This window comes from Pannonibacter sp. Q-1, assembly GCF_054073275.1.
Genome location: NZ_JBSXNB010000004.1, coordinates 501325 through 514620 on the forward strand (window position 1 = coordinate 501325; position 13296 = coordinate 514620).

General features: G+C 64.8%; 15 protein-coding genes. 10 read left to right on the forward strand and 5 right to left on the reverse strand.

What is annotated here, in order from left to right:
* Nucleotides 1-5: 5 nt before the first annotated feature.
* Together ACVNHC_RS13810 and ACVNHC_RS13815 are read right to left on the reverse strand one after the other, a co-directional pair.
* Nucleotides 6-1028 (reverse strand): sulfate ABC transporter substrate-binding protein, encoded by a 1023-nt coding sequence (locus ACVNHC_RS13810; protein WP_457167591.1) that lies wholly within the window; start codon nucleotides 1026-1028, stop codon nucleotides 6-8.
* 98 nt (nucleotides 1029-1126) lie between these two features.
* Nucleotides 1127-1579 (reverse strand): RrF2 family transcriptional regulator, encoded by a 453-nt coding sequence (locus ACVNHC_RS13815; protein ID WP_058900761.1) that lies wholly within the window; start codon nucleotides 1577-1579, stop codon nucleotides 1127-1129.
* Between the two features lie 251 nt (nucleotides 1580-1830).
* Between ACVNHC_RS13815 and ACVNHC_RS13820 the strand changes: the two genes are divergently transcribed.
* The 10 genes from ACVNHC_RS13820 to ACVNHC_RS13865 all read left to right on the forward strand — a co-directional run bounded on the left by ACVNHC_RS13820 (nucleotide 1831) and on the right by ACVNHC_RS13865 (nucleotide 10297).
* The gene (locus ACVNHC_RS13820) at nucleotides 1831-2301 is read left to right on the forward strand and encodes an Lrp/AsnC family transcriptional regulator (RefSeq protein ID WP_019966450.1); all 471 of its coding nucleotides are present in this window, start codon (nucleotides 1831-1833) and stop codon (nucleotides 2299-2301) included.
* Between the two features lie 127 nt (nucleotides 2302-2428).
* On the forward strand, nucleotides 2429-3049 hold the full coding sequence (locus ACVNHC_RS13825; protein ID WP_457167592.1) for an RBBP9/YdeN family alpha/beta hydrolase: 621 nt from the start codon (nucleotides 2429-2431) through the stop codon (nucleotides 3047-3049).
* On the forward strand, nucleotides 3046-3330 hold the full coding sequence (locus tag ACVNHC_RS13830; RefSeq protein ID WP_457167593.1) for a hypothetical protein: 285 nt from the start codon (nucleotides 3046-3048) through the stop codon (nucleotides 3328-3330). The genes ACVNHC_RS13825 and ACVNHC_RS13830 overlap by 4 nt, the downstream gene beginning before the upstream one ends.
* A 167-nt stretch (nucleotides 3331-3497) precedes the next feature.
* On the forward strand, nucleotides 3498-3956 hold the full coding sequence (locus ACVNHC_RS13835) for an RrF2 family transcriptional regulator (protein WP_019966447.1): 459 nt from the start codon (nucleotides 3498-3500) through the stop codon (nucleotides 3954-3956).
* Nucleotides 3957-4005: 49 nt separating this feature from the next.
* Nucleotides 4006-5388 carry an FAD/NAD(P)-binding protein gene (locus ACVNHC_RS13840; RefSeq protein WP_457167594.1) on the forward strand — a complete coding sequence of 461 codons (1383 nt, stop codon included), beginning with the start codon at nucleotides 4006-4008 and terminating at the stop codon, nucleotides 5386-5388.
* Nucleotides 5389-5492: 104 nt separating this feature from the next.
* On the forward strand, nucleotides 5493-6056 hold the full coding sequence (locus tag ACVNHC_RS13845; protein ID WP_457167595.1) for an NAD(P)H-dependent oxidoreductase: 564 nt from the start codon (nucleotides 5493-5495) through the stop codon (nucleotides 6054-6056).
* Nucleotides 6057-6121: 65 nt separating this feature from the next.
* Complete coding sequence (locus tag ACVNHC_RS13850) at nucleotides 6122-7099, forward strand: aliphatic sulfonate ABC transporter substrate-binding protein (protein WP_058899523.1); 978 nt, start codon at nucleotides 6122-6124, stop codon at nucleotides 7097-7099.
* Nucleotides 7100-7131: 32 nt separating this feature from the next.
* Complete coding sequence (ssuD, locus tag ACVNHC_RS13855; RefSeq protein ID WP_457167596.1) at nucleotides 7132-8307, forward strand: FMNH2-dependent alkanesulfonate monooxygenase; 1176 nt, start codon at nucleotides 7132-7134, stop codon at nucleotides 8305-8307.
* A 189-nt stretch (nucleotides 8308-8496) separates the two neighbouring features.
* Nucleotides 8497-9351, forward strand: coding sequence for an ABC transporter permease subunit (locus tag ACVNHC_RS13860; protein WP_457167597.1), 855 nt, complete (start codon nucleotides 8497-8499; stop codon nucleotides 9349-9351).
* Nucleotides 9338-10297: an ABC transporter ATP-binding protein gene (locus ACVNHC_RS13865; RefSeq protein WP_457167598.1), complete on the forward strand. Its 960-nt coding sequence runs from the start codon at nucleotides 9338-9340 to the stop codon at nucleotides 10295-10297. Before ACVNHC_RS13860 ends, ACVNHC_RS13865 begins: the two co-directional genes overlap by 14 nt.
* Nucleotides 10298-10415: 118 nt before the next feature.
* On the opposite strand, the gene ACVNHC_RS13870 is transcribed toward ACVNHC_RS13865, so the two are convergent.
* The 3 genes from ACVNHC_RS13870 to ACVNHC_RS13880 are packed head-to-tail and all read right to left on the reverse strand — an operon-like array spanning nucleotide 10416 to nucleotide 13252.
* Nucleotides 10416-11480: an ABC transporter ATP-binding protein gene (locus tag ACVNHC_RS13870; RefSeq protein ID WP_457167599.1), complete on the reverse strand. Its 1065-nt coding sequence runs from the start codon at nucleotides 11478-11480 to the stop codon at nucleotides 10416-10418.
* Nucleotides 11481-11491: 11 nt separating this feature from the next.
* Nucleotides 11492-12325 carry a carbohydrate ABC transporter permease gene (locus ACVNHC_RS13875; protein ID WP_019966439.1) on the reverse strand — a complete coding sequence of 278 codons (834 nt, stop codon included), beginning with the start codon at nucleotides 12323-12325 and terminating at the stop codon, nucleotides 11492-11494.
* A 3-nt stretch (nucleotides 12326-12328) separates the two neighbouring features.
* On the reverse strand, nucleotides 12329-13252 hold the full coding sequence (locus tag ACVNHC_RS13880; protein WP_026356113.1) for a carbohydrate ABC transporter permease: 924 nt from the start codon (nucleotides 13250-13252) through the stop codon (nucleotides 12329-12331).
* Between the last annotated feature and the right edge of the window lie 44 nt (nucleotides 13253-13296).

A 13296-nucleotide genomic window follows, 5' to 3' on the forward strand; every position in this document is an offset into this window, starting at 1 on the left:
TGTTCTTACTGCGCCGGCTTGTAGATCTGGTCGAAGATGCCGCCGTCACCGAAGAACTCGGGCTGCACCTTGGTCCAGCCGCCGAAGTCCTCGATGGTGACGAGTTCAACTTCGGGGAAACGCTTCAGATCCTCCGGATCGGCCAGCTCAGGGCTTGCCGGACGGTAGTAATGCTTGGCTGCAAGGGCCTGCCCCGCCGGGGAATAGAGATAGTCGAGATAGGCCTTTGCCACCTCTTCCGTGCCCTTTGCCTTGGCATTGCCATCAACCAGCGCCACCGGCGGCTCCGCCTTGATCGAGATGGACGGAACGATGATCTCGAACTGATCCGGACCCAGCTCTGCCAGAGCCAGGAAAGCCTCGTTCTCCCAGGCCAGCAGCACGTCGCCGATGCCGCGCTGGACGAAGGTGGTGGTGGAGCCGCGGGCCCCGGTGTCAAGCACCGGCACATGGCGCAGCAGCTCGGTCACATAGTCGCGCGTCTTGGCTTCATCGCCGCCATAGGTCTTCTGCGCCCAGCCCCAGGCGGCCAGGAAGTTCCAGCGCGCGCCGCCGGAGGTCTTCGGGTTCGGGGTGATCACCTCAATGCCATCGCGGACCAGATCCGGCCAGTCCTTGATCTCCTTCGGGTTGCCCTTGCGGACAAGGAAGACGATCGTGGAAACGTAAGGCGCGCTGTTGTTCGGCAGCAGGCTGCGCCAGTTTTCGGGGATCTTGCCGGTGGCCGAGGCGATCTCGTTGATGTCGGCCTCAAGCGCCAGCGTCACCACATCGGCTTCCAGCCCGTCGATGACCGAGCGGGCCTGCTTGCCCGAGCCGCCATGTGACATCTGCACGGTCACGTTGTCTCCCGTCTTCTCCTTCCAGAAGGCGGCGAAGGCGGGGTTGAATTCCTTGTAGAGCTCGCGGGTCGGATCGTAGCTGACATTCAGCAGCGTCACGTCTGCGGCAAAGGCCGGGGCCGGCGCTGCAAAGGCAAGCGCGAGGGCAACGGCGGCGGCGGATTTCAGAAACCGGATGCGTGTCATTTGGGGAACCTCCCTGCTATCAACGCATTTAATCTCTATCGATTTTGTCGAGTTTAAAAACAAACCGCCACTGCAATAAAGCCGAAATCGTAGAAAATTTATCCAACAAGACGGGCTGGATTGGATTCCGGCAGCCCCTGCCCCTTCAGGCAGTCGGCAATCGTGGTGTTGTCGAGGATGGCGCGGTTGGCTTCGGCAACCTTTGCAAAGACCCGGCGGATCTCGCAGGCAGCCTCGTCCCGGCAGGTGTCGCAGCGCCGGTAGGCCGTGCGGCTGAGGCAGGGAAGCGGCGCCAGCGGCCCCTCCACGATGCGCAGGATTTCGCCGAAGGTGATGAGGTCGGGCGACTTGCGCAGCATATAGCCGCCCGCCTTGCCGCGCCGGCTGACGACCACCCCGTTGTGCTTGAGATCCAGCAGGATCTGCTCAAGGAATTTCTTCGGAATCGCCTGGGTTTCGGCAATATCCGCCGTCAGCTGCACCTCGTCCGTCCCGTTGCGGGCGAGCGCGATGACGGCCTTCAATGCATATTGTGCCTTGAGAGATAACACGTGCGTCTCTGTTCCCCGGTCAGGGCTGCAAGGCAACCGGCCGCCGGACCATCCGGCGGGAACCACGAAGGGGCTGCCCGCATTGTAGGGCATCCGGCTGCGGAGGGAAACAGGAACACTTTTCTCCCGCACAGCCCTTTCGGGGAATTTGCAATGCTCCGCAGCGCAAGCGCGCAGAACGGAGCCAGCTTGACAGGAGCAGCTTCCCGGCGAAATATATCTACTAATTCGATATACATATTGGAGAAGGCATGTCTCTGGACCTCATCGACCGCAAGATCATCGCCGCATTGCAGGCGGATGCCACCTTGTCGATTGCCCAGCTCGCCGACCGGGCAGGCCTCTCCCCCACGCCTTGCTGGAAGCGCATCCAGAAGCTGGAGCAGACCGGCATCATCCTTGGGCGCGTCGCGCTCGTCGCGCCGGAGCGGATCGGGCTGGGTCTCACCGTCTTCGTCGAGATCGAAGCAGCGGACCACACGCCGGAATGGCGCGACAGCTTTGCCCGCATCACCGGCGCCATGCCCGAAGTCATGGAGATCCACCGCATGGCGGGGGACGCCGACTATCTGCTCAGGGTCGCCGTGGAAGACATGGCCGCCTTCGACGCCTTCTACAAGCGGCTGACGGAAAGCGTGCCGCTGAAGAATGTCACCTCCCGTTTTGCGATGGAGCGGATCAAGGCCACCACCGCCTATCCGGTCGACGTGTCGCGGAGATGAGTTTGTGCGCCGGACGGGACCGGCAGAGAACATCCATGCTCTTCGGAGCCCTGCCTTTGGAATTCAAAAGTACAGCGAACCAGTAGATGATCAACACAGTGTCAACAGCAGCCATATGGAGATGGCAATGACTGTCACCCTGATCATTCCGGGCCTTGGCGGCTCCTGCAGCAATCACTGGCAGACCTGGTGGCTGAAGACGGATCCGTCGGCCATCTGGGTGGGCCAGGACGACTGGAGCGCGGCTGATCCCTATCAATGGGACGTGACCATCGTGCGGCATCTGCGCGAGCATCCCGGCGCAAACATCGTGGCGCACAGCCTTGGTGCCACGGCCATTGCCCGGGTGGCGGCACGCTGGCCTTCGGTGGAAATCGGCACCGCGCTGCTGGTCGCCCCTGCTGATGTGGAACGCGGCATCGGCGCCCAGCGCCTCGGTCACTTCGGCCCGCTGCCGCGCGAGCGGTTCGAGTTCAATGCCGCCGTTGTGGCAAGCCGCAACGATCCCTGGATGACCTTCGACCGGGCCGGCCGGCTTGCCGATGACTGGGGTGCACGGCTGATTGACCTTGGGCCTTCGGGTCACATCAATCCTGACGCCGGCTTCGGCCCCTGGCCGGTTGGCAAGACGCTGCTGACCGACCTGTCGCTGATCTCACGCTATCCCGCCGGCCGCAGCGCGAGCCTGCGCCGCCGCACAGATGACGGACACACCGTCACATCCAACCAGAGGAGGCACGGAACATGACCGGACCACGCATCACGGCCACCAGCCCGGCCAGCAACACCACGGCGCGCAAGGACATCATGCGCCTCGCCGCCTGGATTGCCTTCGTTGCGGCCTATGCACTTGTCGTTGCCGTGCTTGCCTCCCCGCGCGGGGCCATGGCGGGCAGCAGCAGCGGGGTGCAGACAGCCCCAGCCAGCGTTCCCGCGCAGGCAGCCGCCACCCGGACAGATGGCAACCTGCCGCGCACACTGGCGCTGGCCGGTTTTGCCGCTGGTTCCGCCCATGGCCCCCGGTACTGAACCTCACCGGGTAGTGCTATTCCTCCCCGCGCCGCCGGTTCCCCGGCCGCGCAGCCTTCCGCCGTGGCGGAAAGCCTTTGGTTCTGGCCAGAAAGAACAAACCGGTCTATATGGACGATCAATAAAATGGATGAATAGGGTCCATTGTCCTGCGGAGTCCGGTTTCCATGCTGTCCATGAAAGGCAAATACGGGTTGAAGGCCATGTGCCATCTGGCAGGCCTGCCCGAGGGACAGGTTGTCCAGTCGTCGGAAATTGCCGACGCCAATTCGATTTCCAAGAAGTTTCTCGATGCCATTCTGGCGGACCTGCGCCATGCAGGCTTCGTCCATGCCCGCAAGGGGCGCGGCGGCGGCTACTGCCTGACACGCCCGGCGGAAGACATCATGGTGGGGCATGTGCTGCGCGTCCTCGACGGACCGCTCGCCCCCATCCACTGCGCCAGCCGCACCGCCTATCACCGCTGTCACGACTGCCCGGACGAGAACGCCTGTTCCGTGCGGCTGACCATGCTGGATGTCCGCGAGGCAATCGCCTCGGTTCTGGACACCAGATCCATCGCATCCATGCGACAGATGGCCGAGGCCGAGGAGAGCGAGAAGATCGCAGCCCTCCACGTGTCCTGATGCGAGGCACATGCCGCGCCCCGGCCGCCAGAAACCGGGAGAACGCAGCATGACGCATCACATCGCCATCATCGGGGCAGGTGCCAGTGGAACGCTGCTGGCAGCCAATCTGGACAGACTGACCGCGGGCCGCATCCGCATCTCGCTGATCGAACAGGCAGACCGCATCGCCCGCGGCATCGCCTATGCGCCCGTTGACCGGGGCCATCTTCTCAACACCCGCGTGCGCAACATGAGCGCCTATGCCGACGCGCCGGATCATTTCGGTGAATGGCTGGCCACCCGGCCCGGGGATGCAACGCCGGCCTGCTTCGTCACCCGCGCCATCTACGGCGACTATCTGGAGGCGCAGCTGCGCCCCGGACTGGAGCGGGGCAGCATCCGCCTGCATGCGGCCTCCTGCACCGCCATCGAAACCCTGGCCCGCAGCGTTGCCCTGACCCTCGACGATGGCTCCACCGTCATGGCCCATGCCGCCGTGCTGGCCACCGGCCATCCCTCAGGGGCACCGGCGGGCTCTGCCCTGTCCAACCCCTGGCATGCTCTGCCGGATATTGCCCCCGATGCCCCGGTGATCTTCATCGGCAGCGGGCTGACCATGGTGGACTGGGCACTTTCCCTGCTCGACCGGGGTCACACGGGGCCAATGACCGCCCTGTCCCGCCACGGCCTTCTGCCGCAGGCCCACAGCAGCGCCCATCCGCTGCGGCTGTCGGCGGCCGATATTCCGCTTGGCACAAGCACGCAGTTTCTCACCCGCTGGCTGCGCAAGTTTGCCGCTGAGCATCAGGCGCGGGGCGGCGACTGGCGCGAGGTGCTGGACGGCATCCGGCCGCATATCCGCACGCTCTGGCATCATCTGACGGCGGAGAACCGCAAGATCTTCCTGCGCCATCTGGCGTCCTTTTGGGAGGTGCACCGCCACCGCATGCCGCCCCAGTCTGCCGCAAGGATTGCGCAGGCCCTTGCCAGTGGCCAGCTGAAGGTGGTCAAGGGCCGTTATCTCTCGGCCCAAAGAGCCGCAGACGGCACGGTCGAGGTGTCCTATCAGCCGCGCAGCGGCTTGGTGCGGGAGCCGCAAATCCTGACGGCCGCCGCAGCCCTCGATTGCCGGGGCATCCGCCGCTCGCCGGAAACACCTTCCACGCCGCTGTTGCAGGACATCCTGGAGAATGGGACAGGCCGCATCGATCCGCTTGGCCTCGGCCTTGATTTCGACAGCGAGTCCCGCCTGCTCACCGCCAGCGGCCAGCCGCATCCCCGCCTGTTCGGCATCGGTCCAGTGACACGCGCCGCCTTCTGGGAGATCACGGCGTTTCCGGAGATCCGCGAACAGGCGGCCCTTCTGGCCCGGCGCCTCAGCCAGCCGCTGGCAAGCGGCCAGACGGCAGCGGCACCGGCAAGGGGAAAGCTTCTGCTGCCGCCGGTGTGAGGGAGAACGGAGTTCTTCTCTTTGCGGCTCTGACTATGGAATGGACCGGAGGCATGAAAGTTACTTAGTCTATCTACATTATAGACCAATAACGGACATGCCTCATGACACAGCCGTCCATCGTCAGCCTCTCCGGCAGTTCGGGATCCGGGTCCAAAACCCGGGTCCTCGCCGCCACCGCCGCCCGCCTTGCCGCCGAACGTTTCGGCCGCACCACCCGGGTATATGACATCTCGGACTTCCAGCCCTTTCTCGGCAACGCCCAGCGTGCCGAGGATCTTGGCCCCGATGCCCAGACGGCTCTTGCCAGCCTGAAGGCCGCAGAGGCGGTGATCATCGCCGTGCCGGTCTACAAGGGCAGCTATCCGGGCCTCTTCAAGCACCTCATCGACCTGCTGCCGGTGGACTTCTTCGCCGGAAAGCCGGTGCTGCTGACCGCCACCGGCGGCGGTGACAGGCATGCGCTGGCCATCGAGCATCAGCTGCGCCCGCTGTTCTCCTTCTTCAGCGCGCAGACGCTGGGCACCGGCGTCTATGCCAGCGAACGGGACTATCTCGACGGGCGCCTTGTCAACGAGGCGGTGCTTGCCCGTCTTGACCAGGCCGCCGGGGAGCTTGCCCCCTTCCTTGGCCGCCCGCAGCTCAACGCCGCCGCCGTGGGCCACTAGGCCCCGCCCGATCCGCCCGCCGGAGCGGTTCTCCGGTCTTTCCCAGATGAAATGGAGCGAAATCCATGACCTTGACATTCGACCGCCGCAACGCCCTGCTTCTCGGCTTCGGCGCCTCCGCCCTCGGCCTTTTCGGCCCCTCGTTCAATGTCCGCGCACAGACCGTCAAGGAAGTGCGCATCGGCTGGCAGAAGGGCGGCGTCGTGGCGCTGCTCAAGGGGCGCGGGTTGCTGGAAGAGCGCCTTGCCCCACGCGGCATAACCGTCTCCTGGGCGGAATTCACCTCCGGCCCGCCGCTGCTGGAAGCGCTGAGCGCGGGCGCATTGGACTTCGGCACCACAGGCGATGTGCCGCCGCTGTTTGCCCATGCGGCCCGTGGCAATCTGGTCTTCGCCGGCGCCTATACCGGATCGGACACCGGCTCGGCCATTCTGGTGCGCAAGAACTCCGGCATCACTTCGCTCAAAGATCTGAAGGGGCGCAAGCTCGCCTTCAAGCGCGGCTCCAGCGCTCATAACGTCGCCCTGCAGCTGCTGCGCACCGCCGGCCTTTCGCTGGACGACGTGGAGCAGGTGGACCTTTCCCCGCCGGACGCTGCCCCCGCCTTCGCCAATGGCTCCATCGACGCCTGGTCGATCTGGGACCCCTACACCGCCAGCGCCGAAAAATCGCCGGAGACGCAGGTTCTGGCCACCGCCGACGGGGTTGTCCCGGCCTATGGCTTCCTCTCCGCCAACGGCAAGTTCGCCGAACAGAACGGCGAGCTGCTGGCTGAACTGATCCTCGCCCTGCGCGAAGTTGGCGAGGCGGCCCAGAACGACCTGCCCGGCACCGTCAAGGCCTTTGCCGCCGCCACGGGCCTGCCGGAAGACGTGCTGACCACGGTGGCCACCCGCAAGGGCCAGAACTACGGCGCCATCGGCTTCGTCGAGGAAAAGCACATCGTCTACGAGCAGGCGCTCGCCGACGACTTCCACGCCCTCGGCATCATCCCGCGCAAGCTCGACATCCGTTCGGCCGTCTGGACGCCGAAATCCGCCTGATCCGGCGCAACACGCTTTCAGGAGCCTGACCCATGTCACAGGACAAACTCGACTTCCTCTGGTTCATTCCCACCTCCGGCGACGGGCCCTATCTCGGCTCGTCCGAAGGCCACCGCCCGCCGGAGCCGCAGTATCTGCGGCAGGTGGCGCAGGCAGCCGATACGCTGGGCTACGACGGTGTGCTGCTGCCCACTGGCATCTTCTGCGAGGAAAGTTTCATCACGGCTGCCGATCTCGCCGCCCATACGGAAAGGCTGCGCTTCCTCGTCGCCATCCGCCCCGGCACCGCGTCGCCGGCCTATTATGCGCGCCTGTCCACGGCGCTCGACCGGGTGTCGAACGGACGCCTGCTGCTGAACATCGTGGTTGGCGGCAACCCGGCGGAACTGGCCGGTGACGGCATCTTCCAGGCCCATGACGAGCGCTATGACTTTGCCGAAGAGTTCTTCACAGTCTGGGAGGATCTTCTGGCCAAGGGCGAAGCGCATCTGGATGGCAAGCATGTGCGCGCGCTCAACGCCCGCCTGCCCTTCCGCCCGGTGCAGAGCCCGCGCCCGCCGCTCTATTTCGGCGGGTCCTCGGATGCCGCCATCGAATTCGCGTCCGGCCGGGTGGACAAGTACCTGACCTGGGGCGAGCCGCCCGCTCAGGTGGCCGAAAAGCTGGACCGGGTGCGGGAAGCCGCCGCCCGCAAGGGCCGCGAAGTCTCCTTCGGCATCCGCCTGCATTTCATCGTGCGGGAAACCGACGAGGAAGCATGGGCAGCCGCAGACCGGCTGATCTCGAAGCTGACGGACGAGGACATTGCCAAGGCGCAGGCCTGGCTGAACAGCCAGTCGGACAGTGTCGGCCAGCAGCGCATGACCGCCCTGCATGGCGGGCGGCGGGACCGGCTGGAAGTCTCGCCCAACCTGTGGGCCGGTGTCGGCCTTGTGCGCGGCGGTGCAGGCACTGCCCTTGTCGGCTCGCCGGAAACGGTGGCGGAGCGCATCCGCGAATATCAGGCGCTTGGCATCGATACGATCGTCGGCTCCGGCTATCCGCATCTGGAAGAGGCCTACCGGGTGGCCGAGCTGCTCTTCCCCGTCCTCAAGGGCACGGCCAAGCCGCAGCAGCACGCCGCGCGCTTTGAAAACATCAGCCCGCAGCGCGGCGGCACGGAGACGGCCCGGCCGGAATTCCGCCCGAAGGTGGCCAGCGCAAGCTGACACTGAGGCCCATTGGCCGCACCGGTTCATCTGAGCCGGATCCGGGGCGCGGCGGGACGGTTCTCCTCCCGCCCCACCGCCGCGCCCCGCTCCTTCCTCAAGTGTCAGAGAGAGAGACCAGGACCACACGCCCGAAGCCCCTCAGACGTGAGTGAAGCAACCGCCGGACAGAGAAAAGGACATCGTCTCATGAGCACCAGTGATCTCATCTACGCCGGAGATCTGCCCTCCCGCCCGCAGCTGCGGCCCGGCGCCTTGCGGCAAAGCCTCAAGTCCCTGAAGCGCCCGCTGGCCGCCCTTGTGCCCTATATCTTCCCCATGGGCGTGCTGCTTCTGTGGGAGGCAGCTGCCGCCGCCGGGCTGCTGCCGGACACCTTGATGCCGCGCCCCAGCGCCGTTGCCGTCTCGGCCTGGGAAACTCTCATCAGCGGCGAACTCTTCACCCATCTCGGCGTTTCGGCCCTGCGCGCCCTGTCCGGCCTTGCCATCGGCGGCAGCATCGGCTTCCTGCTCGGCCTTGCCAACGGGGTGAGCCCGCTGTTCCGCGAGGCGACGGACACCACCTTGCAGATGATCCGCAACATCCCCAATCTCGCCCTGCTGCCGCTGGTCATCGTCTGGTTCGGCATTGGCGAAGGGGCGAAGCTGTTCCTCGTCGCCATCGGTGTGTTCTTCCCGATCTATCTCAACACGCTGCACGGCATCCGCAACGTCGACCCGCAGCTTATCGAGATGGGCAGTGCCTATGGCATGAAGCGCACGGAGCTGTTCCGCAAGATCCTACTGCCCGGCGCATTGCCTTCCGTCTTCGTCGGCCTGCGCTATGCGCTCGGCATCATGTGGCTGACGCTGATCGTCGCCGAAACGCTCTCCGCCTCATCCGGCCTTGGCTACATGGCGATGAAGGCGCGCGAATTCATGATCCTCGAAACCGTGGTTCTGTCGATCATCCTCTATGCCCTGCTCGGCAAGCTTGCCGATGTCATCACCCGTGCGCTGGAACGCCGCGCCCTTGCCTGGAGCCCCGCCTATGCCGCATCCTGATGGACATTTCCCGGCCTTCCTCGACGGCCACCCGGCAGCCGCACTCGCCGCTGCAGCCCTTCCCGAAGGCTACCTGCATCTGTCCGGCCACAAGGCGCAGGATGAAGACCGCGCGCAACTGAACCACAAGACCGGGAACGGCACAGAGAGACAGGACGAAAGCCGGCCCGCAGGCGGCGCCGCCATCCGCGTGCGCGGTATCTCCAAACTCTTCGGCGGGCTGACGGTGCTCGACAGGCTGGATCTGGACGTTGCCCCCGGCGAATTCCTCGCCATCGTCGGCAAGAGCGGCTGCGGCAAGAGCACCCTGCTGCGGCTTCTGACCGGCCTCGACACCGCCACCAGCGGCAACATTGCCATTGACGGCAAGGCCCCGCAGAAGGGCTCGGACGACATCCGCCTCATGTTCCAGGAGCCGCGCCTCCTGCCTTGGGAGAAGGTGGCCGGAAACGTTGCCATCGGCCTCAGGCACGGCCTCGAGATCGGAAGCACCGGCCGGTCCGCCGCAACAGGCGCAGCCGCAACGCGCACCGCCGCCCTGCCCCATCCCGTGGCCGAAGCACTGGAGGCCGTGCAGCTTTCGGACAAGGCCCATGTCTGGCCTTCCACCCTGTCCGGCGGCCAGAAGCAGCGTGCAGCCCTGGCCCGTGCCCTCGTCAGCCACCCGCGCCTGCTCGCCTTCGACGAGCCCCTGGGCGCCCTCGACGCGCTGACGCGGCTGGTGATGCAGGAGCTGATCCTCAAGGTGAAACAGCAGACCGGCTTCACCGCCATCCTCGTCACCCATGACGTGGCCGAAGCCGTGGCCCTCGCCGACCGGGTGATCGTGCTCGACGAAGGCCGCATCAAGGCCGAATTCCCCGTCCCCCTCCCCCACCCGCGCCCCAAGGCCGGCACCGAAGCCGCCCGGATCGAGGCGCAGATCCTGGCGGCGATTTTCGGGTGATGGCGTAAAGGAGCACGAAGCCCTTTCCTTCAGCCCGCCCGGACACCAACCTCTCTGCAGCGCAGTCCGTGGCGGCGCTGGCGGCAGACGGCAACAGCCTGATGACGCCATGGCGCCTTCAGACGCGGTTGCCGTCTTCGTCGAACAGATGCAGATGTTCGGCCGGAAAGCTGACCCGCAAGCCTGCTGCAGGTGTGAGGACGGAGCGGTCCAGGGTGAAGGCCTTGAACGCCTGGCCATGCAAGGCCAGATGCAGGATGATGCCGAAGCCCGTGGGTTCCACCAGATCGACACCGGCCTCCCAGCGCCCCTCGTCAGAGAGGCTGACATGCTCGGGCCGGATGCCAAGCGTCGCCGGGGCGCCATCCGCCAGACCGCCGCGCGGGGACAGGGGAATGGCTGTTCCATCGGCAAGGCGGAACTCCGCACCGCCACTGCCGGTATGGTACCGGCCTTCGAGAAAATTCATGCCCGGCGACCCGATGAAGCCGGCGACGAAGAGGTTGGCCGGCCGGTCATAAAGATCGAGCGGTGTCCCGACCTGCTGCACAACGCCGCCATGCATGGCAACGATCCGGTCGGCCAGGGTCATGGCCTCGATCTGGTCGTGGGTGACATAGATCGAGGTGGCGCCCAGGCCCGCGTGCATTTTCTTGATTTCGGCGCGCATCTGTTCGCGCAGGCGGGCATCCAGATTGGACAAGGGTTCATCGAACAGAAAGGCTTTCGGCTTGCGGACAATGGCCCGGCCCATGGCAACCCGCTGGCGCTGGCCACCGGAAAGAGCCTTCGGCCGCCGTTCCATCAGAGGCTCGAGGCCAAGTTTGCCGGCAGCCTCCCCGATCATTTCAGCGATCAGTTCCTTCGGCGTTTTGCGCAGGCGCAGGCTGTAGCTCATGTTTCCGGCGACGGTCATATGCGGGTAAAGCGCATAGGACTGGAACACCATGGCGATGTCCCGGTCCTTCGGCGGCAGATCGTTGACCCGCTTTCCGGCGATATGAATGCCGCCCGAACTGACGTCCTCCAGCCCGGCAATCATGCGCAGAAGCGTGGACTTGCCGCAGCCGGACGGACCGACGAGAACGATGAATTCACCGTCCTGGATGTCGAGATCAACACCGTGCAGAACCTCGACCACGCCGTAGTTTTTCCGGACGTCCTGAATTTTGATTGAGGCCATGAGAAAACCTTTCAGCCTTTGACCGCGCCGGCCGTCAGACCCTGCACGAGATAGCGCTGGATCATCAGGAAGAAGAGGCAGGCCGGGATCAGCGCAAGCACGCCAGCAGCCATCATCTGTCCGAAATCAACGGAGAATTTGGAAACGAAGGTCAGCAGTCCGACCGGGAATGTCGCTGCGTCCGTGCCGGAGATCAGCATCAGGGCGAACAGGAGTTCACTCCAGGCCGCAGTGAAGACGAAGCCAAGGGTCGCCGCGATCCCCGGCAGGGTGAGCGGCAGGATGATCTGGCGGAACGCCTTGAACTGGGTCGCGCCGTCGATCATCGCCGCCTCCTCCAGATCCTTCGGAATACCATCGAAGAACGACTGCATCAGGAAGGTCGCGAAGGGCACGTTGAAGGCGGAGTAAACGATCACCAGCCCGGTCAGGCTGTTGGTCAGGCCGAGCGGCGAGAGGATCTTGAAGATCGGGGCGACCAGCATCACCAGCGGAAACATCTGGGTGATCAGCATCAGGGCGATCAGCCAGTATTTCGCCCGGAACGAAAACCGCGACAGGGCATAGCCGGACAGCGAGGCGATCAGCGTTACCACCAGCGCGGTCGAACCGGCGACAATCACCGAGTTGCGGAAGAAGGTCGGGAAGGCGCTGTGCCGGAGCACGAAGTCGAAATGCTCGTAGGTCGTCCTCGACGGCCACATCCGCACCCCTTCGCTGTAGAGCAGATCGTTGGGTGTAACGGCGACCTTGAGCAGCCAGTACAGCGGAAACAGGGCGAAGACCACGTAGCAGAGAATTGCCAGGCGATGGGCCGCGACGAGAGAGAATTTGCGGACATGCATGTTTCAATCCTCCTTCAGAAGCGTCTGGCGGAGGAAGACGATCAGCATCGAATAGACCAGCAACAGGATCAGCAGCACCAGCGCGATGGCCGAGGCATAGCCAAAATCAAGGCGCTTGAAGGCCTGGGTGAAAATATAGCTGGCGACGATCTGGGTCCGGTCCGCCGGCCCGCCATTGGTCATCACCACGATCAGATCAGCAAAATTGGCGATCCATACAGTGCGCAGCAGCACGGTAATGGCGATGGTCGGGGCAAGGAAAGGCAGTGTGATGGAGAGGAACCGCTTGATGGGACCGGCGCCGTCGATGGCCGCAGCCTCATAGAGATCACGCGGAATGGACTGAAGCGCGGCAAGCAGGGTGATGGCAAAGAACGGAATGCCCCACCAGACATTGGCGGTGATCGGCCCCCACATGGCCAGGTGCGGATCGGACAGGATATTGTTCGCCTCACTGCGCAGGCCGAGGGCGAAAAGCCAGTGCGGCAAAGGGCCTATGACCGGGTTGAACAGCCAGGCCCAGTTCAGGCCGGCAAGGAATGTCGGCACCGCCCAGGGCAGAAAGACGAGCGCCTGCACGAGACCGCGCCCGCGGAAAGGCTTGTTGAGCAGCAATGCCAGGATCAGCCCGAGGCCGAACTGCAAAAAGACGGAAGCACCGGTCCACCACAGCGTGTTCGAAAGCGCCCGGTAGAAGGCCCTGTCGCGGGCGAGAGTCTGGAAATGCTCCAGCCCGACGAAGCCGCCGGAAAAGGGGTTGAGCAGCTGAATATCACGGAAGGCATAGGAGATGCCGAGAACCAGCGGCACCAGCATGACCGCGGCGATCAGGAACAGCGCCGGGGCGCTGTAGAGATAGGGTTCCGCATCAAGGGCAATGCGCCGCAGCAAGGGCGGCCTGCCCCGGGACTGAACAAGGCGTGTCATCGTTCTGCGCTTCTCTCGCGTCGGGATGGCGTGAGGCCCTGGCG